General features: G+C 67.2%; 22 protein-coding genes and 1 pseudogene. 13 read left to right on the top strand and 10 right to left on the bottom strand.

Features of this window, described 5'->3' with window-relative positions; all coding sequences use genetic code 11:
* Positions 1-33: 33 nt before the first annotated feature.
* The 3 genes from H6717_08355 to H6717_08345 all read right to left on the bottom strand — a co-directional run bounded on the left by H6717_08355 (position 34) and on the right by H6717_08345 (position 1,814).
* On the bottom strand, positions 34-549 hold the full coding sequence (locus H6717_08355) for a hypothetical protein (GenBank protein MCB9577022.1): 516 nt from the start codon (positions 547-549) through the stop codon (positions 34-36).
* A 177-nt stretch (positions 550-726) separates the two neighbouring features.
* Positions 727-957 carry a hypothetical protein gene (locus tag H6717_08350; protein MCB9577021.1) on the bottom strand — a complete coding sequence of 77 codons (231 nt, stop codon included), beginning with the start codon at positions 955-957 and terminating at the stop codon, positions 727-729.
* A gap of 311 nt (positions 958-1,268) precedes the next feature.
* Positions 1,269-1,814, bottom strand: a complete 546-nt coding sequence (locus tag H6717_08345) for a hypothetical protein (protein MCB9577020.1) — start codon at positions 1,812-1,814, stop codon at positions 1,269-1,271.
* A gap of 251 nt (positions 1,815-2,065) precedes the next feature.
* Here H6717_08345 and H6717_08340 point away from each other — a divergent pair, with 251 nt between their 5' ends.
* From H6717_08340 to H6717_08310, 7 genes are all read left to right on the top strand, one after another.
* Positions 2,066-3,013 carry a carbamate kinase gene (locus H6717_08340; GenBank protein MCB9577019.1) on the top strand — a complete coding sequence of 316 codons (948 nt, stop codon included), beginning with the start codon at positions 2,066-2,068 and terminating at the stop codon, positions 3,011-3,013.
* A 1-nt stretch (position 3,014) separates the two neighbouring features.
* On the top strand, positions 3,015-4,133 hold the full coding sequence (locus H6717_08335) for a knotted carbamoyltransferase YgeW (protein ID MCB9577018.1): 1,119 nt from the start codon (positions 3,015-3,017) through the stop codon (positions 4,131-4,133).
* A 12-nt stretch (positions 4,134-4,145) separates the two neighbouring features.
* Complete coding sequence (locus H6717_08330; protein MCB9577017.1) at positions 4,146-5,663, top strand: M20/M25/M40 family metallo-hydrolase; 1,518 nt, start codon at positions 4,146-4,148, stop codon at positions 5,661-5,663.
* Positions 5,664-5,816: 153 nt separating this feature from the next.
* On the top strand, positions 5,817-6,629 hold the full coding sequence (locus H6717_08325; protein MCB9577016.1) for an oxidoreductase: 813 nt from the start codon (positions 5,817-5,819) through the stop codon (positions 6,627-6,629).
* A 17-nt stretch (positions 6,630-6,646) separates the two neighbouring features.
* Positions 6,647-7,645, top strand: a complete 999-nt coding sequence (locus H6717_08320; protein MCB9577015.1) for an AraC family transcriptional regulator ligand-binding domain-containing protein — start codon at positions 6,647-6,649, stop codon at positions 7,643-7,645.
* 199 nt (positions 7,646-7,844) lie between these two features.
* Positions 7,845-8,117, top strand: a complete 273-nt coding sequence (locus tag H6717_08315) for a DUF1778 domain-containing protein (GenBank protein ID MCB9577014.1) — start codon at positions 7,845-7,847, stop codon at positions 8,115-8,117.
* Between the two features lie 30 nt (positions 8,118-8,147).
* Positions 8,148-8,630 carry a GNAT family N-acetyltransferase gene (locus H6717_08310; protein ID MCB9577013.1) on the top strand — a complete coding sequence of 161 codons (483 nt, stop codon included), beginning with the start codon at positions 8,148-8,150 and terminating at the stop codon, positions 8,628-8,630.
* A gap of 33 nt (positions 8,631-8,663) precedes the next feature.
* Here the strand turns inward: H6717_08310 and H6717_08305 are convergent, their stop codons facing one another.
* Positions 8,664-10,877 carry a molybdopterin-dependent oxidoreductase gene (locus H6717_08305; GenBank protein ID MCB9577012.1) on the bottom strand — a complete coding sequence of 738 codons (2,214 nt, stop codon included), beginning with the start codon at positions 10,875-10,877 and terminating at the stop codon, positions 8,664-8,666.
* Positions 10,878-10,922: 45 nt separating this feature from the next.
* On the opposite strand from H6717_08305, the gene H6717_08300 reads away from it, so the two are divergent.
* A complete protein-coding gene (locus H6717_08300) occupies positions 10,923-11,360 on the top strand; it encodes a helix-turn-helix transcriptional regulator (protein MCB9577011.1) in 438 nt (145 codons plus the stop codon).
* Here H6717_08300 and H6717_08295 read toward each other — a convergent pair.
* Genes H6717_08295 through H6717_08280 form a run of 4 tightly spaced genes read right to left on the bottom strand, consistent with a single transcriptional unit; the run spans position 11,357 to position 14,655 of the window.
* Positions 11,357-12,811 (bottom strand): hypothetical protein, encoded by a 1,455-nt coding sequence (locus tag H6717_08295; protein MCB9577010.1) that lies wholly within the window; start codon positions 12,809-12,811, stop codon positions 11,357-11,359. The two genes, H6717_08300 and H6717_08295, sit on opposite strands and share 4 nt — an antisense overlap.
* Position 12,812: 1 nt before the next feature.
* Complete coding sequence (locus H6717_08290; GenBank protein ID MCB9577009.1) at positions 12,813-13,364, bottom strand: RNA 2'-phosphotransferase; 552 nt, start codon at positions 13,362-13,364, stop codon at positions 12,813-12,815.
* A gap of 55 nt (positions 13,365-13,419) precedes the next feature.
* Entirely contained in the window at positions 13,420-13,776 is a 357-nt protein-coding gene (locus H6717_08285) for an arsenate reductase family protein (protein ID MCB9577008.1), read from the bottom strand.
* 9 nt (positions 13,777-13,785) lie between these two features.
* Entirely contained in the window at positions 13,786-14,655 is an 870-nt protein-coding gene (locus H6717_08280; GenBank protein MCB9577007.1) for a LysR family transcriptional regulator, read from the bottom strand.
* Between the two features lie 81 nt (positions 14,656-14,736).
* On the opposite strand from H6717_08280, the gene H6717_08275 reads away from it, so the two are divergent.
* From H6717_08275 to H6717_08255, 5 genes and pseudogenes are all read left to right on the top strand, one after another.
* Entirely contained in the window at positions 14,737-15,012 is a 276-nt protein-coding gene (locus H6717_08275; protein MCB9577006.1) for a hypothetical protein, read from the top strand.
* Entirely contained in the window at positions 15,005-15,589 is a 585-nt protein-coding gene (locus H6717_08270; GenBank protein ID MCB9577005.1) for a hypothetical protein, read from the top strand. Before H6717_08275 ends, H6717_08270 begins: the two co-directional genes overlap by 8 nt.
* 117 nt (positions 15,590-15,706) lie before the next feature.
* The gene (locus H6717_08265; GenBank protein ID MCB9577004.1) at positions 15,707-16,141 is read left to right on the top strand and encodes a YciI family protein; all 435 of its coding nucleotides are present in this window, start codon (positions 15,707-15,709) and stop codon (positions 16,139-16,141) included.
* A gap of 92 nt (positions 16,142-16,233) precedes the next feature.
* Complete coding sequence (locus tag H6717_08260) at positions 16,234-16,566, top strand: winged helix-turn-helix transcriptional regulator (GenBank protein ID MCB9577003.1); 333 nt, start codon at positions 16,234-16,236, stop codon at positions 16,564-16,566.
* Positions 16,563-17,030, top strand: a pseudogene (locus H6717_08255) (SRPBCC family protein). Before H6717_08260 ends, H6717_08255 begins: the two are co-directional and overlap by 4 nt.
* Before the next feature lie 466 nt (positions 17,031-17,496).
* On the opposite strand, the gene H6717_08250 reads toward H6717_08255, so the two are convergent.
* Positions 17,497-18,570, bottom strand: a complete 1,074-nt coding sequence (locus H6717_08250; protein ID MCB9577002.1) for a CarD family transcriptional regulator — start codon at positions 18,568-18,570, stop codon at positions 17,497-17,499.
* Positions 18,571-18,719: 149 nt separating this feature from the next.
* On the bottom strand, positions 18,720-19,754 hold the full coding sequence (locus tag H6717_08245; GenBank protein ID MCB9577001.1) for a S1 family peptidase: 1,035 nt from the start codon (positions 19,752-19,754) through the stop codon (positions 18,720-18,722).
* Positions 19,755-19,818 lie beyond the last annotated feature (64 nt).

Below are 19,818 nucleotides of genomic sequence, written 5' to 3'. Positions count from 1 at the left end.
AGAGGCGGGTGGCGTTGGTCCACGCGCCCAGTCTCAGCCTCGTTTGCGCGCTTTCGGCCGCTCCCACTCCACGCGCCGGCGATCCCACACCAGATCGTGACGCTGGATCCGCGCCAAGGCGCCCTCGTCGTCCCACTCGGCGGACAGCTCATGCTTCGCGAGCGGCTCTTCGGGAACCGCTTGCTCGACCATCATCGTCGTCGGGCGTCCGTCCTCGTAGCGGATCTTCCAGTGCTGACCGACCTCTTCCCAGTCCCACATCCGAAGCTCGGTGATGCCGTGCGGGCCGAGCTGGATGACCGCAGCCTCCAGCAACGCGCCGTCCCGGCGATAGCGCGTCCACTCCGAGCCACCCTTCGCGTACGCCGAAGCCCGCTCGACGTAGGCGTTGGGAGTGGCGTAGCTGCGATGCAGCACCACACGCCCCTCCCCGTCGAAGCCGAACGCCTGCGTCCCCTGCCCCTTCTGCTTGGGCTCGCTCTTGTGAAACGTCGGCAGCTTCAGAAAACGGTAGCGGTCGAACGGCAAGAGCGCGTGCTCGTACCACACGCCCTTGCACCAGCTCCACCTGCGCCTCCGCCGCAGCGACTCGCTTCTTCGCCTGGCGGGATGCGCGCCGGAACAGCGCCTCGGCAGCGTTCTTGGCAATCACCCCACGGAGGGTATCCACTTCTCGAAGGGCCCGTCTTCTTATTGTTGGTCCGGCGCGAATCCCGTCGCGGATTGTCAGCGCGTGCGGTTCTCGACCAAGACGGCGTCGTGGACGACGCGGCCATCCAGCGTCATCCAACTCTTGATCGGGATGCCCGGCACCTCCCGCGCGTACCAGTCTTTCATCACGCGCCGCAGGCCGTCGTCCCGGAGCTCGTCCACGGTGTAGAGCTGCGCGTCGAAGGTGCCCGCAGGCACGGTGATGCGAACGCGCTCGATGCGCGTTGCGTTGGCGGGGCGCGTCACCTGCCGCTCCTGCTGGTTCCAGGTAATCGCCGCTGTGATCTGCCCCTCCTTCGTCGGCGGCGGTGAAGGGCGGCGGCGCCATTCCGTCGGTGCGTGGCGCGGGCGCCGGCGCCACTGCCGCCGCGGGCTCGGGCGGCGGGGCGGGACGTGGCCGCGGCGGACCAACAGAAGAACAGGCAATGCACGGCAGGATCAGGAACAGGGCGGGCTTCACACCCCAAGACATATCCGATCTGCGAATCGTTCGTTCGCACGTCGTTCCCCACTCACCCATTCGGCTCACGTGGGCACGGCTGCTTCACCCGGGAGCGTCACATCCACTCGCAACCTTGTTCGATGCACGATTCCTCGTCGCCCATCGATTCACACGAATCAGGGTAGCCTTCGCACGTGTTGTCGGGATGGCCGAAGGCGTCGTAGTGCACGTGCATGTAGCAGCCGCGCACGTCAGCGCACGGCGGGTAGCTCGGACAGGAGTCAGGGCTGCCCTGGCACGACTTCGCTGCCGGCTTCGTGTTGCTGGCAGCGCTTGGGTTGTCTGCGGTGCACGTCAGACAGTCGCTGTCTTGGCATAGCGAGAACGCATTGACGTCTCCCGACCAGGTGAGAACGGTGTTGTCGTAGGAGGCGGTGCCATCCGGGTCGATGCGAATCGAGCCGACGTAGCAAGCGCCGTCGTGCTGCTCGAGGGTCGAGCTCACGTCGTCGTATCCGTCCGTGCAGGTGTACTGGCCGGAACAGGTTTCCACCAACCCGGCCGAGGCGCTTCCCGAGCCGGAACCCGAGCTGCAGCTGACCAGCGGCAAACAGAAGAGGAACGCTGAAAGGAGGAGAGATGCGTGGGCAATGCGTTTCATGCGTCGCCAGTCGACGGCGGTCGAGCGGAGTTGCGCGAAAACCTCCGACCCGGGCCTGCAGACTGCGCTGCACTGACCCCGCACACGAGTCGATTCGAGCGGGTTCCGCGGCGAACCAACATGGAACGGCCCCAAACCGTGGGCGCGGCGGCCTGGAAATGACATTTGTCGTTGCGCTCGGTGTCCTTGGGGGCCCACGGCGCCCCGCGGGAGGGCGGCTGCGCTAGCCTCGCCGTTTCCAAGGAGGAACCGTGAGCGAATTGGTCGTCGTGGCCATGGGGGGAAACTCGCTGCTGGATCCGGCGTTGCCACCGACCGTCGAGAACCAGTTCGCGGTGACGGCGCGCGCGGTGGTGCCCATTGCCGAGCTCGCGGAGCGCGGCGTGCAGTTGGTGCTCACCCACGGCAACGGGCCTCAGGTCGGCTTCATGCAGCTGCGCTCGGAGCTCGCCAAGTCCCAGGTGCACGAGGTGCCCTTGGACTCCTTGGTGGCGGACTCGCAGGGCGCCATCGGCTACATGATCCAGCGGGACTTGCGTGAAGAGCTGGTCCGGCGTGGCGCAGAGCCGGAGGTCGTCACCGTGGTCACCGAGGTGCTCGTGGATCACGAGGACCGCGCATTTTCCGAACCGACCAAGCCGATCGGCAAGTTCTACTCCGAGGAGGAAGCGCGGCACTTCGAGGCGGAGCGCGGCTGGGCCATGGTGGAGGACTCGCATCGCGGCTGGCGGCGCGTCGTCGCGTCCCCGTCGCCGGTGGAGATCGTGCAGCTGATGACGATTCGGCGCCTCGCCGAGACGGGAGCCACGGTGGTGTGCTGCGGCGGCGGCGGGATCCCGGTGGTGCGCCGGGCGGACGGTCACATCGACGGACTCGAAGCGGTGATCGACAAGGACCGGACCAGCGCCCTTTTGGGTGTGGCCTTGGGCGCCCAGCGCATGTTCATCACCACGGGCGTGGACGCCATTTATCGCGACTTCTTGACGGAAAAGCGCACGGCCCTGCGAGAGACCACGCCCGCGGAGCTTCAAGCGCTGGCCGACAGCGGCCAGTTCCCGCCGGGCAGCATGGGGCCCAAAGTGGAGGCTGCCCTCTACTTCCTGGAGCGCGGCGGCAAGGAAGTCGTGATCTGCAAGCCGGAAGATCTCGCGCGCGCGTTCGAAGGACGCGCTGGAACTCGCATCGTGAAGGAGCATTGAAGTGATCGATCCCAAAGTACTGTCGCGCCTGTTCGGCAAGAGCCTGCTCGTCACCCAAGACTGGCCCACGGACGAGGTGAACGCGCTGCTGGGCGTGGCGTCCGCGTTCCAGAAGCTGGACCGCGCCGGCAAACGCGCGGCGCTGTGCCCCCACGAGCTGGCCTACGCGATGTTCTTCGACAACTCCACGCGCACCAAGAGCGCCTGGGCCGGCGCCGCCGCGCGCCTCGGCATGCATCCGGTGATCGTGGACGGCTCGTCCACCCAGGTGGCCCACGGAGAGACGGCCAGCGAGACGGGCGCCATGTTGGGCATGAACGCTCACGCCCTGGGCGTGCGCCACGATCTGATCTTGGGCGAAGGCAACGCCTTCATGCGCGACGTGAAGCGCGGCATCGACGACTACCTCGCCGCCACGGACGACCGCCGCAAGGTGCCCATCGTGAACCTGCAGTGCGACGTGGACCACCCGACCCAAAGCTTGGCGGATCTGTCGTGGATCCGCGAAAACTTCCCGGAAGGCCTGTCCGGCAAGAAGATCGCCGTCAGCTGGGCCTATTCGCCCAGCTACGCCAAACCCCTGAGCGTGCCGCAAGGCCTCATCATGCTGCTCACTCGCTACGGCGCGCAGGTCACCCTGGCGCATCCGGAAGGCTATTCCTTGATGGATCAGCCGCTGGCCGACGCCAAGAAGAACGCCAGCGAGTCCGGCGGCAGCTTCCGTGTCACGCACTCCATGGCGGAGGCCTTCGAGGGCGCGGACGTGGTGTACCCCAAGAGCTGGGGCCCCTACGACCTGATGCTGGAGCGGGTGGCCGCCAATCGCGACAAGGACAAGTCGAAGATGGCGGACATCGAGAAGGCCGCTCTGTCGCGCAACGCCGGCCACAAGGACTGGATCTGCGACGAGGCCAAGATGGCGAAGACCGCAAAGGGAGATGCCCTGTACATGCATTGCCTGCCCGCGGACATCGGCGCCGAGGTCTCCCCCGGCGTGATGCAGAAGCACGTGGTGAACGTGGCCCGCGAGGCGAACTGGAAGGTGTACGTGATCATGGCGCTGCTCGCCTCGGCCAAGGTGGAAAACCTCGCCGACAAGCTCGAGCAGCTGGCGAAGTGAAAGGATACGACGATGTCTTTGGACGAAAAGGTCGCCAAGCTAGCTGCTGAATACCGTTCCCTGGGAGCGAAGATCCTTGCGGAAGTGGTGAGAATTCCCGCGGATCACGTGAAGACGGATCCTTCTTCGGGCCTGTCGAACCACGAAGGTCCGCGCCTCGAGTACTTGAAGAAGACGATCGTGGAGATCGGCGCCGTGCGGCGGCCGGAGGACGTGTTCTTCGACGACTTCGGCAACCTGGTGTGGACCCTGGAGGACGAGAGCGACGGCATCCCCCGTTCGGAGAAGCGCGTCATCTACCTGGACGGCCACTCCGACACCGTGCGTGCCCTCCGCGACCAGTGGACGCAGAAGATCGGCGGCGGCATCGACGCCTACGATGGTCTCGTGGACCCCCAGAAGGTGGACCGCGCCTTCTTGCAGCGAGAGCTCGGCTGGCTGCCGCCGGAAGACGAGTGGCAACATCTGCTGTTCGGTCGGGGCAGCGCGGATCAACTCTCCGGTGTGGTCTCCCAGGTGGTCGCTTCCAAGATCTTGTTGGAGCTCGCGGCGGAGGGCTCGCTCCGCGGTGCCATCGTCCGCAGCTACGCCACCGCGTCGGAAGAAGACAACGACGGTGGCGGCCCCATGTTCGTCACCCGGAAGCTGCTCCCGGGCGCGGCGCCGGAGCTGGTTCCGGACGTGGTGATCCTCACGGAAGGCACGGGGGACTCCAAGAAGGGCGCTCTCGGCATCTACCGCGGTCAGCGCGGCCGCATGCAGATCGAGGTGGAGGTCACGGGGCGTTCCTGCCACGGATCCATGCCCTGGGAGGGGCTGAATCCCCTGGAATACGCTGGTGCCATCCTCACGGAAGCGGCGCAGGCGTACGAGGCGCGCCAGGGCTTCTTGGACGATCCGTTCCTCGGCCACGGTACGCGCACCGCCAGCTGGGCCGAGCTGCAAACGCCCAGCGATTGCGCCGTACCGGATCGCTTCACCTTCCGCTTCGATCGCCGCCTCACCATCGGCGAGACCCCGGAACGCGCCGTGGCGGACGTGGAAGCTCTCTCCGCCGTGAAGGCCGCGCGGGACGCGGGCCTGTCCGTCGACATTCGCGTGCCCACCTACGACAAGCCCACCTGGCGCGGCTTCACCCTGAACAATCCGCAGATCTACATGGGTTGGGTCACGCCGGAAGACCATCCCGCCATCCAGACCGCAGTGAAGGTGTACCAGCAGGTGATCGCGCCCAATGTGCAGAGCTCGGGGCCCGGCGGCAGCATCAAGAAAGAGGCCCGGGTGGATCGTTGGATTTTCTCCACGGACGGCGTCGGCTTCCCGGTAAAGACCAGTGACGAGAGCATCTCCGTGCCGGAGAAGAAGGCGTGGGTCGTCGCCGGGGAGTACAAGCACCCGGCGATGTTCGGCCTCGGTCCCGGCATCGAGCAGAACACGCACAAGATCGGCGAGTGCGTCGACCTGCGGGAGCTGGTGCACGCCATCGCGTTCCTGGCGCGCTTCCCCAGCGCGTACGTGGCTGCGACGTGAAGGGCTGAGCGAGGTTCCGCGCCGCCCCGACATCATCGGCTGGATGTTGGTGCGGCGCGGAAACCGCACAAAAAAGCCGGCGCGGCGCCATCTGCTACGCCCTTGGCGCGATCCGCCACTGGCCGGCGGCGCGGCGCGCCCTACCCTCGAGGCATGACCACCGCACTCGTCACCGGCGCGTCGTCCGGCATGGGCAAGGAAACCGCGAAGCAACTGTTGGCGGACGGCTTCACCGTGTACGTAGCGGCGCGGCGCGTCGACAAGATGCAAGACCTCGCCGAGCTCGGCGCCATCCCGCTGGCGATGGACATCACCAAGGACGACGACATCGTCCGAGTGGTGGAGCGCATCACGGCGGAGCACGGCGGCGTGGACGTGCTGGTGAACAACGCCGGCTTCGGCATGTACGGCGCGATGGAAGATACGTCCATTGACGACGCGCGCTACCAGTTCGAGGTGAACCTGTTCGGCCTGGCACGCCTCACGCAGCTGGTGCTGCCGCACATGCGTGAAGAGCGGAGCGGGAAGATCGTGAACGTCTCTTCGATGGGCGGAAAGATCTACACGCCCCTCGGCGCTTGGTACCACGCCACCAAGCACGCGCTGGAGGGCTGGTCGGATTGTTTGCGGCTGGAGCTCGCGCCCTTTGGCATCGACGTGATCATCATCGAGCCCGGCATCATCTTCACCGAGTTCGGCGACGTGATGACCGGGCCGATGCTGGAGCGCTCGGGTAGCACCGCCTACGGTGAGCTCGCCCGCAAGGTCGCGGAAGCCACCAGAAAGAGCTACCAGGAGAGCGGCGCCTCACCGCCGTCGCTCATCGCCAAGCTGATTTCCAAGGCGCTGGCCAAAAAGCGCCCGCGCACGCGCTACGCCGCCGGCAAGCTGGCCAAACCGCTGATCGCGGCGCGCAAGTGGCTTGGGGATCGCTCCTTCGACAAGGCCGTGATGAGTCAGCTGTGATGCAGCGTGAGCAGTCGATGGCGCGCCCCAAGGAGTTTCCGCTCGAAGCGGCGTGGCTGCCGCTGCTGTCGGACTTCGGCGTGCGCCCGGCGAGCCTATTGCGCCGGGCGGAGCTCCCGGACGACCTCTTTGTGCGCGCCGGCGTGAGCCTGAGCACCGAAGAGTACTTCCGGCTCTGGCAGGCCTTGCAGGTGGAGGTCGCGGATCCGCTGTTCCCGCTTCACCTGGCTCGAGTGATCACCGCAGAGTCCTTCATGCCGCCGCTGTTCGCGGCGCTGTGCAGCCCAAACCTCACCGTCGCGGCCGAGCGCCTGTCCAGCTACAAGCGCTTGATCGCGCCGATGGCGCTGGACGTGGCGAGCAAGCGTGGCGAGCTCGTGCTCACGCTCCGTTGGCTGGATGCCAAGGCGATTCCGCCGCAGTCTTTGATTGCGACGGAGCTCGCCATCATCGTGAGGCTGGCACGCATCGCGACGCGGGAGCCCGTGCGCCCCCTTTCCGTCGTCACAGCGAACCCGCCCCAGCCTGCAGCGGAGTACGCGAAATTCTTCGGCGTGGCCGTGAAGCGCGGGAAGTCCCACGCCCTCACTTTCTCGCGCGCCGACGCCGAACGGCCGTTCCTCACGGCCAGCGAGGCCATGTGGAAGACCTTCGAGCCGGAGCTCCGGCGCCGGCTGGCGGAGCTCGACGCCGATGCCACCACCGCGGAGCGCGTGCACGCCGTGCTCTTGGAGTCGCTCCCCAGCGGGCAGACGGCCATGGAAGCGGTGGCGCGCCGGTTGGGCATGAGCAAGCGCACGCTCCAGCGGCGGCTGGGAGAAGAGGGTACGACCTTCAGCCAGCTGCTGGGCCGCACCCGCGAAGAGCTCGCTCGTCACTATCTGGTGAAGACGTCGCTGTCGTGCACGGAGATCTCGTTTCTTCTCGGCTTCGACGAGCCCAGCTCGTTCTTCCGCGCGTTCCACGAGTGGACCGGACGTACCCCCGAAGCGGTGCGCCAACTGAGTGCGGGCTGACCGCGACGGGGATCGCGCCGGGCCAACATCCTGCTGCCTGCACGGGCTCGTCCCCTGCCCTCGTGCCCGCGCCGGGGACGGCATCGCCGCCGCGCGCTGGCCCAGGGCCGTGCTCACACTGATGCTCATGCATCCCTGACGCAGCGGGCGCGGCGGAAACGGGTTGACTCCGTAGCGACGCGCCGTACATTGTCCGTACATGGCAATCCGCACAGAACGCATCGAGCTCCGGGCGCAGCCCGAACGCGCGCGCCGCATCCGCTACGCAGCCGAGTTGCGCAAGCAGTCGGTAAGCACGTTCATGCTGGATGCCGCCAGCGCTTCCGCTGAGCGGGTCATCGCCGAGAGCGCCGCGACCGTGGTGCCAACGGAATTCTTCGACAAACTCTGGAGGGCATTGGACGCACCTCCAAAGCCGAATCGTGCGCTGGTCAAGCTCGCAGCTTCGCGGCGTCGCGTCGTCCAGCGGTAAGCGAGCTTGTCGCGCTGGACCTCGGAGTCGCTGGCCGACACCCACGTGATCGAGTCATTCGACCCGGGCAAGCCGGAGCTGGATGTGTGGCTCAAGCAGAGCGCGGCTCACGCCGCAGGCATGCGCACCGCCAGGACGTTCGTGTGGCATGGCGGTGACAACGCAGTCGTCGCGTACTTCAGTCTTGCCGCTCACCTGGTCACACGCAACACGTTGCCTCGGAAGATTGCGCGCGGATCGCCGGATGCCATTCCCGCTATCCTGCTTGCCAAGCTCGCGCTGGATCGCACACTACAAGGTCAAGGTCTGGGCGGCGAGTTGCTTTGGGACGCGCTGTCACGCGCCGTTGCCGCGAGCGACATCGCTGCGGCGCGCGTCGTTGTCGTCGACGCGATCGACGAAGACGCAGCTCGGTTCTACGGGCACTATGGTTTTGTTGCGGTGCCCCGCAATACCTGCCGTCTCGTCCAGAAGACGAGTGACATCGCTGCCGCACTAGCTGCGAGTCGGTAACGCAGTGGTCGATGTCGTCCTCACAGGGCGGGATCAGACGAGCTCCAGGCGCGCCCGCACGTTCTTGTGCCACGGGGTGCCGACGAAGGGATCGCGATCCTCCACGGCCGTGAGCTCGTTCGGCGCGATGCCACCCACGAGATCCGTTGCGTTGGTGCCCAGGCCGTTGGGCAGCGACACGTGGCCCGGCTGCATGGTGTCGGAGACCTCCACCGCGACCACGGTGCTGCCGCGCTTGGTGGTCAGGCGCAGTCGATCTCCGGTGCTCACGCCCAGAGCGCTGGCGTCCGCGGGACTCACGCGCAGGGCGCCTTCGGCGTCCTTCTTGCGCCAGCTCGGATCGCGGATGATGGTGTTGGCAGTGAACGAGCGCCGCTCGCCCGCCGACAGCACGAAAGGAAAAGCGTCGTCGAGCGCCGCTGGCTCGGCCTCGAGCTTCTTCACCTCTTCGAGCATGTCGTCGAGGGCGAGGGCGAGCTTCTGATCCGGCGTGGCGATGCGACCGAGCACGTCCTTCCACTCGTCCACCGCGAGCACGATGCCGGTCTCGCCGTCGAGCATGGCCTGGAACAGCTCCGCCGGCCCCGCGTGTCCAGCGCGCGTCATCGCATCCGAGTGCTGCATGGCAAACGCGAAGACGAGGCCGAAGAGTACGGCGCCCTCGCGGAGATCTTCCGGCAACGCGGGGCCTAGCGTGCGATACAGGATTGCGGAGGCGACGCCGGAGAGCTTGGAGTTGCCCAGCACGTGCTGGACGAAGGCCGCGGCGTAGGCGGAGAGCCCAGACTTCGCCGCCTCCACGAGCGGCGCCAGATCTGCCTCGGAATAGGCTCCCAGCGCCTCGCACAGGCGCGCGTGGATTTCCGCCTCGGGCAGCGGCCCCTCCGGCGGTGACATCATGCGCCGGCGCAGGTGGAAATAGTTCGCGGGGAACTCGAAGTTGAAGAACGTGGCCTCCGCCTTCTCGAACTGAGTGGCGGCGGGCAGCACGTAATCCGCTGCGCGGGCCGTCTCGCTCATCGCCACGTCGATGACCACCACGGTATCGAGCGCCTCGAGCGCTTCTCGCATGCGCTGACTGTCGGCCAACGAGTGCACGGGATTCGCGGCCTCGATGATCATGGCGCGAAAGCGCTTGGGATGATCCGTGAGGATCTCTTCGGCGATCACGTTGCACGGGACCAGCCCACCGATGACGGGCGCGCCCACCACGGGGCTCTTGCGCTTGAGCTCTCCGTTGGTGAAGTCGATCAGCGGCGTGGGAATGTAGTGCGTCCCGGGCTTGCCCAAGTTCCCGGTGAGCATCCACAACAGGCGATGGAGATAGCTCGCGAGCGTGGAGTGGTGGTTCATCTGCACGCCCAGGTCCTCCATCGTGGACAGGCGCGCTGCCTTTCCGATGGTGCGGGCCGCGCTGCGCACCGCCTCTTCTGCCACCCCCGCCCGGGCCGCATACTTCCCGATGTCGATCGCGGAGAAGGCGCCGAGCACCGCGTCCACGCCGCTGGCGTGCGCCGCGACAAACTCGTGATCCACCAGGTTTTCCTGCACCAAAGTGGCGATCAGCGCGGAGAGCAGCCAGGCGTCCGTACCCGGCTTCACCTGCAGGTGGATGTCCGCCAGCTTCGCCGTCTCCGTCCGCCGCGGATCGATCACGATGAGCGTCCGCTCCGGGTCCGCCGAGAGCTCCTTGAGCACCACGCGGGCTCGTTGAATGGAATGCGAGTGCCACGGATTCTTGCCGATGAACAGCGCCACGTCCGCGTGCTCGAAATCCGCGCGCGTCATGCTGCCCATCATGCGGTGCGCGATCCAGAACTCGCCGGTCTTCTCCTGCGCAAGCGCGCTCGATCGATAGCGCGAGCCGAGGACCCGTCGCGTCGCCGAGGAGTACGCGCCCGGCAGGTGATTCCCCTGCCCTCCGCCGCCGTAGTAGAAGATGGTCTCGCCACCGTGCTCGTCGCGCACCTTGGAAAGGCGCGCGGCGATCTCCCGCAGGGCCTGCTCCCAGGAGAGAGCCTCGAAGGATCCATCCGCTCTGCGCTTGAGCGGCGTGGTCAACCGGTCCGCCGCGTGCTGGTAGTGATCCAGCCTGTGCGGCTTCTCGCAGGCGTAACCCTTGGACACAGGATGGCGTTTGTCGCCGCGCAAGCGGACCAGCCGACGCCCGTCTTCGCCCCCGAGCTCCACCTGAAGTCCGCAGTTGCACTCGCACAGGATGCAGGCCGACGCCTTCCACGCTGTCATGCTCCCAGCCTGGACAATCTGGTCTTTTCATGCAACCAAATTGTCATGCGCCGGCGCTTCCGTGATCAGACCTGCTCCGTGGCTCAATCCTTGGAGATCATTGGAGATTGGTGGACGTTGCTGATCATCCGAGATGCATTTCTCGGCGTCCGCCGCTTCCGGGACTTCGCCGAGCGCCTCGGGATCTCAAAGAACATCTTGAGTAGGCGCTTGGCGCATCTGGTGGATCACGGGGTGCTCGAACGCGTCGACGTGGGCCGCCACGGCGAGCACTACGAGTACGCGCTCACCACCAAAGGCAAGGACTTGTTCACTGTGCTCACGGCACTCCGGCAATGGGGTGATCGCTGGGTGTACGACGGCAAGGCTCCACTCGAAGTCTTGGACCGCCGCACCGGGCGACCTCTCCCCCGAGTGCGGGTGCTGGACGAACAGGGCCAGCCGGTGCGCGCCGGCGATCTGGAGCTCCGACTGAACGGTTAGAACGGCCACGGGCGCGTGCCGCGTCCCGTCGCCTTTGCTCGGAGCTGAGCGAAGCGTTGCGCCAAGGCGGACGGCACCTGGTGAGAAGCGAGCGTTCGCTCGATCACTTCCACCAAGGGCACCACGTCGTAGCTTCCCGAGCGCGGGTACGCCTGGTGCAAATCGAACGGCACCGCGGCGGCGTCTTCGCACACGGCGAGCAGCTCGTCTTCCGAGACGCGCGCGCGCCAGTCGTCGAAGGAAATCCGTTCGTCGCGCGCCTTGCTGAGCCAGTGCCAGAGCGGCGCGCCGTCCACCACGCGATCCAGCGGGCCCGGCGGCTCGAGGCCCAGGGCGCGCTCGTTGTGACCGCGGCTGCCGAAGAGCCCCACGCGACGAAACAGCGTGTACTGGCGCGCCGGCTCGAACCCTTGGAAATCCGCGACCAAAAGGGCCTCAGGGGCGGAAGGTGGCGCGCTCAGGCCGCGGGCGAGATCGCGCAGCACGCCCCGAGCTTCTTCCGAGATCTGCTGCGGATTCAAGAGCTCGGCGCGCCGGGCGCCGTCACTGCCGGCTGCCGGAAACACGGACCAGCTCACGACGCGCGCCAACCACGCCGGGTGATTCTGCCGCGCCTTGTCCACCAACTGCAGATGCCGCGCCAAGCTGCAGCGCGCACAGGTAGCGCCCAACACGATGAAGTGTCCGAGCTGACCCAACGCGCCGCCGTTGAACGGGAGCCCTTTGACCACGGGCTTGGGCGGCCCCGCGAGGGCGGTGTCCTCCAGGTCGTCCATGCCGTCGGGATCCGCGAGCAGCGCGCCGAGCACCGCGGCGTAGCCCGCTGGCGGTTTGTCCTGCGTGTGCGCTCGGAGCACGCGCCCGAGGTCCGCTCTACCGGCGGCTCGCGCCACGTAGCCCAGCGCGAGCAACGAGCTTGCCGGAGACTTCTCCGACGCCAACCCCTCGAGCAGCGCGTCGATGCTGCGCGGCGCTTCCGAGGGCAGCCACGCCAGGGCGAACGCCGCGCTCGCGCGCACGTCGGCATCCGAGTCCCTCAACTGCGGCAGGATACCGTCCACCGCGGCGACCACCGCGGCGTGCACCTCACGCCCCGGCCCGATTTCGTCGTCGTCGAGCAACTCCAGATGGAACCCGCGCTCGAGATGCCGACGGTGATTGCCCGCCGCGAGATCCCCGAGCAGTCGCAGCATCGGCGCGCGCACCGGGCTTTCCGGCGCCGTTGCCAGCCGGGCAACGAAGGGCACCGCCTCGAGGCCCACGTGAAAGTACGCCCGAACGTAGCCGTCGTAGGGCACCAACGCGCGAGCGAGATCCTGTGCCGCTCGGCTCCGGACCGCCGCCTTCGCATCCAGGAGCTTCTCGAACAGCGTGGGGATCCGCGGAGCGTCCCCGCTCTCCTGCTTGAAGCTCGTCCAATCCACCGCGCTCACGCCGTCTAGCAGATCCACGTCACTCCTCCAGACCGTCGATGAACGCCGAGGGCACGGCCTCCGTGAGCCACACGCCGTTGTCCGTCCGATAGAAGACATGCCCCGCCGCGCGCATCTCCCGCGCCCGAACGCGCAGCACCACCGGACGACCGCGTCGCCCCCCCACGCTCTTCGCCGTGGCTTCGTCCGGAGACAGATGCACGTGGTGGCGCTTCATGCGCGTGAGGCCCTTGTCGCGAATCGACGGAAGCGCCCGTGCCACGGTTCCATGAAACAAAACCTCCGGCGGCTCCGCTTCGGCATAGCCGAGCGCCACGTCCGTGGAGTGGCCTTGGCTCGCGCGAATGCGGCACCCGTCCTCGGAGAAGGCGAAGCGTTGCTTGTCGTTCTCACGCACCACCTCCGCGAGATCCTCGGGGCTCATGCGCCGTCCATGCTCCGCGCACGCCCGGAGCAGCGCGTCCACCTCGACCCAGCCCGCGGCATCGAGGCTGAGGCCCACGGCTTCCGGCTGGTGCCGGAGCACGAAGCTCAGGAACTTGCTGAGGCGCACGCGCCGCCCGTTCTCCACGTCCTGCCGTACTCCTTGATTTTGTCGGTCCGCCGCGGAACCTCGCGCCAACCCGTCAGTCGAAGGCGGCGCTCCACTCCGGCTCTCGAAATCCCACCAGCACAAAGCCGTCTCCCACCACCAGTGGTCGCTTGATGAGCTTGCCGTCCTTCGCCAGCGCCTCGAGGGCCTGAGCTTCCGTCATGGTGGCAAGCTTCGTCTTGAAGCCACCGTCGCGGTAGCTCTGGCCCGACGTATTGAACAGCTTCCCGAGCGGCAATCCCGAGAGCGTGAGCGCCTTCTTCAGCGTCGCCTTCGAGGGCGGCGCCGCTACGATGTTCACCGAGCGATAGGGAACACCTGCGTCGTCCAGCCAGCGGAGCGCCTTTCGACACGTGCTGCAGCCGGGATATTGGTACACGGTCGTCGCCATGGGACGTTCTTAGATCGATCTCTCTGCCGTCTCCAGGATCAGCTGCGCGAGAGCGTCGGCGCCGCTGTGCCGAAGGCTTCGGCGCGTCAGCACGAAGTAGGAAATGGCCGGAGCTCCCGCCAGCGGTATGCCCGTAAATCCCCGCGGAACCGGGCAGAAGTCGTTGACCACGGCGATCCCCAGGCCGTAGCGCGCGAACTGCAGCATCAAGTCCCAGCCGGTCGCCTCCACTGCCACGTTCCAGCGCGCCCCGGCCGTCACCAGCGCTTGCTCGAGCATCACCCGGTGGGGACTTCCGGCCGGCGCGGCGACCACGTTCTCGCCGTCCAGATCCGCGCAGCTCAGCTTGCGGCGCCGGGCCAAGCGATGGCCGCGGGGAACGACGACGAGCTGACCAACGCTGCGCACCTCGCGAACGTCGAGGTCTTCCGGCGCAACGCGAAGGGCCGCGACGCCGACGTCGGCGCGGGCATCCCGCAACGCGTCCACGGTCTCTGGCGCCGACATGCTCACCGCCCGGAGCGGCCAGCGATCCTTCGGGAAGCGCCTGATGGCTGCTCCGAGCAGGTAGCGATAGGCGCCCTGGCCGGACGCGAGGACCACCGGACCCCGCTCGCGCCGTCCACGGAGCTCCGAAAGGACCTCCCGCCCGCGCACCGACATCTCGCGCCCGAAGCTCGCCAGCTTCCGTCCCTCGTCCGTGAGCACCAGCTCCCGTCCGCGCCGGCGATAGAGGGCGACGCCCACGCTCTCGGCGAGCTTTCGGATCTGCGCGTGGAGCGCGGGCTGGGTGATGTGCAGCTCCTTCGCGGCGCGGGTGAAGTTCAGGTGCTCGGCAAACACCACGAAAGACAGGAGAACGTCGTAGCTCACGCCCAACTATAACCTATGACTATAGCTACTATGAAATCACAAGTTCTGACTGATACCCACTGGACTTAGCTTGGTCTTGGAAAAAACATGCAAGACCTACAGAACCACATCGAATTCCAAGCCCGCTTCGAGCGGCTCCACACCGTGACCCTGAATCCGCGACGGCACGCGTTGCCCAACGCCGGCGTCCATTCCAGGGCCGTATCCCAAACCGCGGACGCGCTCGCTGAGCTCAATGGCTGCACCTCGGAGGAGCGCTCCCTGCTCCAAGACCTGGGCCTCGCTCCGCAGTGGCTTCTCCGGGAGGCAGAGCAGCGCGGTCTGGTTTCGGATTTGAAGCTGGACGCCTTCGACCATGTCTGACATTCGCACCAACCGAGATCTGTACCGTTTCGTGGCGGCGCTGACGAAGCGGCACGCGAAGGAGCGTCCTCAGCTGGAAGACTATCTCGAGCGGCTCCGCGCTCATGCGCGCGCAGCGGCGCGCGAGCCCGGCCTCAGCCCCGCTCGCTTCGCGGCGCTCTTGGCGGCGGCGTTCGAGGACGCAGCTCCGACGGTGCGGCCGACGCCCGCGGAGTCCTTCGCTCCGTGGGACGCTCGCATCAGCGCGCAGATCCGCGATCTGAAGGAGATGCGCGACGCCGGCACCTTCGACGACGAGTACCGCTACTTCGGCGTGTCCGCGCCCAGCGGGGCGTACTGGTACAACTTCGATCCCTGCAGCTACCTCGAGTGCGCCATGGCCGGCAGCTTCGGGGGCTGGGAGGAGGGCGACGACACCGGCCGAATGCTCGTACCCGGCCCCGTGGCCACACTGGACGCCGCCGGGAACCTCGTGGCCGCGGATCCCCGAGACCTCCAGGAGCCAACGGTCGAGCTGCCGCTCCTGAGCTGGGAGGAGCTCACGGATTTCCTGGAGGCGGGGCAGAGCTACGAATGATTTCGGCGATTTCGCCTCGCCTCGAAAAAAGAGTCAGCCGCCCCGTCGATCTGGACCTTCGCGGATTGTCGTCTCCGTGAAAGCGGGCGAAATGCCCGAGAGCAGAAGGGAACTACGATGAAGGTCATGGTCATGGTGAAGGCAACCAAGAACAGCGAAGCCGGCGTGATGCCTGGCCAGGAGCTGCTCGCGGCGATGCTCCAGTTCAACGAAGAGCTGGTGAAGGCAGGGATCCTGCTGGCCGGGGACGGCCTGCATCCGAGCAGCAAGGGCAAGCGCGTGCGGATGGGCGGTGGGAAGAAGACGGTCATCGACGGCCCCTTCGCGGAGACCAAGGAGCTCGTGGCCGGGTTTTGGATCTGGCAGGTGCGCTCGATGGACGAGGCGCTGGAGTGGGCCCGCCGCTGCCCCGAGCCGATGCCGGGGGAGGAAGCGGAGCTCGAGCTCCGTCCCCTTTTCGAGCCGGAAGACTTCGGCGAGGCCTTCACGCCGGAGCTCCAGGAGCACGAGGCGCGCATCCGCGCCGACGCCGAGCGCCAGAAGGGCTCGTGACGAAGCCGTGAGCACGCAGAGCTGGGCGACCGCGCGCCCGGCTCCGCGCTGCCCCTTGACGCTGGCCACCGCGCGGGCCCATACTGAACCCTATGGTTCAGTATTCTCCAGCTGCGCTGGACGCAGGATTCTCAGCGCTTTCCGACGCCACCCGCCGCGGGATCCTGGAGCAGCTCGGCAAGGACGACGCCTCCATCACGCAGCTCGCGGAGCGCTTCGGCATGACCCTCACGGGCATGAAGAAGCACGTTGGCGTGCTCGAGCGGGCGGGCCTCGTCACCTCTCGGAAGGTGGGCCGCGTCAGAACCTGTCGCCTCGGTCCCCGCCGCCTCGAGCGCGAGGGCGAGTGGATCGAGCATTACCGCCAAATGCTCGCGGAACGCCTGGACAGCCTGGAAGCGTTTCTCGAACGAACCAAGGAATGACGCCCATGAAGAACGCCCTCTCCGTCAGCACGCCGAGCGATCGTGAAATCCGTCTCGAGCGCATCCTGTCCGCATCTCGCGAACGCGTATGGCGCGCGCTCACGGAGCCCGCGCTGCTCGCGCAGTGGTGGGGCCGCGGCAACAAGCTGGTCATCGAACGCATGGTGGTGGAGCCCGGCGGCCATTGGCGCTACGTGGAGCACACGCCCCAGGGCAAGCAAGGCTTCGAGGGGCGCTATCGCGAGGTGTCCCCTCCCGAGCGCCTGGTAGCGACCTTCGAGTGGGACGGCATGCCCGGCCACGTGGCGATCAACACCATGACCCTCGAAGACTTGGGCGACGGCCGCACCAAGCTCGTGAGCGTGTCTCAGTTCCACACCGTGGAGGAGCGTGACGGCATGCTGCACTCGGGCATGGAAACCGGTGCCGAACAGAGCTACCAAGCGCTGGAACGCGTGCTCGCAGCGAATCCGTCGCTGTCCACGGCGCTCCCCGCGGTCCAAAAGATCGCCTTCACCATGTATCCCGTGAAGGACGTCGCCCGGGCGCGCGGCTTCTATGAGAACACCCTTGGCCTCACCTGCGCCATGGCCGGCAACTTCGGCGAGAAGCACTGGGTCGAGTACGATCTTCCCGGCGGCGGCTGCCTCGCCCTCACGAACACCACGGGGGACGCGCCGAGCCAGTCCGCCGGCGGCACCATCGCCCTGGAAGTGACGGACATCGAAGCCTTGATGGCGCACCTCGCGCGCGAAGGCGTGACGCTCTTGGGCGAAGTCGTGCGCGGTCCGCACTGCACCATGCGCATGTGTCTCGACTCCGAGGGGAATTCCCTATTGCTGCACCAGCTCGACCGCTAGCTTCCGCGCCGGACCAACATGAGGATCGAAATGATGTTGGTCCGGCGCGATGCCCGTCGCGAACCGCACGTCAATGACGGCCGAGCTGCGTGCCCGGCGGCGCGTTCTTCAACCCCGGCGGCACGCCTTCGGCGGCGAAGTCCACGCCGACAATCAGCGCCACGCCGCCCTCGGTGAGCGCGCTGGCCACGTACACGCCGTCACCAAAGCCAGACTCGCTCATGCAGCCGCGGTCGCGCACCAGACCGTTCGAGCTCATCCGAAAGCTCATGGCGTCCTGGTAGCTCTCGTCGTCCCGCACGGCGGCATCGACAACGGCCATCTGTCCGCCATCTACCCGCAGCTGGGCGATGGGCCTCAGCTTTGCGGCGTCGCGAACGAAGGTCTTCAGTCGCTCCTCGTGTACGGCGAAGAGCGCTCCCGGTCGTCCCTCCGCGCCGGGGTGAATGAAGCCGTGCCAGCGTCCCTTTTTGGCGCTCACGAGCGTGTTCCGGCGTGCGCCCGCCACTGTGGTCTTGGCCGGGTCGTTCCGCGAGCGGGTATAGGGGGGATCCCCGATTGCCAGGCGCTCGCCCTCCAGCTGGAAGGCGCCCAGATATTCGTAGCCGGGTACGACGATGGGCGGCTTCGGCGCTGCCGGCGGCGGTTCCTCGGGGCGGCTCGGAGCCGCTTCGGCAAAGGCTGGATAGGCGGCGTGCAGCTCGCGTCCGAGACGCTCGGCGGGGACGCCGACGACCTCGGCGATCTCCGCCAGCAGCGCCATCTCGAACATGGCAACGAGGCGCTGCTCCGCGCGCGAAAGGCGGTACTTGGACCCGTACAAGGCGCGAAGCGCTCGAGCACGCTCGGGGGCGCTTCCCTTGACGAGCGCTCGCTTGGCGTCCACCACGCGTTCGTCGAGGCGACGGGCGTCCAAGGGCTCGGGCGGCGCGCGTAGCTCAGACAGGAGACGCTCCGCCTCGGCCTTCGACATCAGTGCGCGCACGCTCTCGTCCAGCTTCGCCGCAGGCAGAAACAAGGTCTTGCCAACGTCGAGCTTGACCGCGACATACGTCTCGCCCTTGTCGACCCGCGTGGGGCCAATCCTTCCGAGGCCATGCGGATCGGCGACCACGCGGTCGCCCTCGGCAAACTTCGACTTCATCACGGTGCTCCCAGTCGAGCTCGTCGCGGGGCGCACAGGCTCCGATGATTTCTCCGAACGACACGACGCCGTGGCGATCGAAATGGCGAGCAGAACACGGGCAACCCCCGACGACATCACCGCAAGGATAGTCGAACGCGGGCGGCGCGCTACGCGCGACGGCGGAGCCGCAGGCGCAGCACCGCAGCCATCAGCGCGAGCAGGGCCGCCGATGTTTGGCCGCGGGCCGGCGCGCGTACGGAGCAGCCGCTATCTTCGGACGCTCCGCCCGAGCTCGGCGGAGCTCCGGCGCTGCCCGCCGCACCGCCACTGCCCGCCGCTCCGGCAGCGCCCGCAGCTCCGGCGGCGCCGGCCTCTGCCCAGCTCGGTGGATCGACGGCGAGGCGGTCGGCGGAATCTCGGGCCAAGCTCTCGAGCCACTCGGCGTGGGCGTCCACGCGCGAATACACCATGTGCTGACAGCTGCTCTTGGAGCCGCGCGACATCACGCCAACGGCGCGGCCGTCCGCGGCGAAGGCCGGCCCGCCCGAGTCTCCGGCGCAGGGCCCAGTGTCCACCGTGAACTCGCCCTCCACGGTGTACGCGCCGTTCGGTCCTTCTTCGTAGCCCACGTGATCCACGTGCACGCCCGATAGCGCGTGGCGATCCCCAAAGCTGTTCGGATCCGAAAGATCCGTCTGTCCGTAGCCGACGACGGACAGCGTTTCGCCGACCTCGGGCGCGGCGTCCATGCGCAGCGCGATGGGCTCCACGCCCGTCACGGGCTGCTTCAGCTGGAGCACGGCCATGTCGTTGCCGCACAAGGTACTGCTGTCGCGATTGGGCACGTCATGCACTTCGGCAACCGGGTAGATCGAGGCGGAGCTGGCGCTGGACGGACCGGCGACCACCAGGATGTCACTGGCTGGAAGCGACGGGGGCATCAACGCGGTCGGCGTGCACACCGTGGACGGAAGCGTCGCGGGATCCGCCGTGCAGTGGTGCGCAGTGAGCACGAGATCCGGCATGATCAGATATCCGGTGCAGTACTGACCGACGCCCACCTGATGCCCAGTGGCCATCACCGCGGGGTGATCCGTGTCCGCCGTTCCACCGAGGATGCCGGAAGCGACGCTGTCCACGCCTTCCCCACCCCCGGAGCACCCCGAGACCGCCAAAGCCAAGAGCAAGAGACGAATGCGCATGCGCGCGCTCAAGCAAGCTGTGTGCCGCCCAATCGCCGCTCATTTCCCCCGGGTCGTCACGAAG

Source organism: Polyangiaceae bacterium, from assembly GCA_020633235.1.
Classification (GTDB): domain Bacteria; phylum Myxococcota_A; class Polyangia; order Polyangiales; family Polyangiaceae; genus JACKEA01.
Note: the sequence above shows the minus strand (reverse complement) of the source record. Positions and strands in the feature narration are given on the sequence as shown.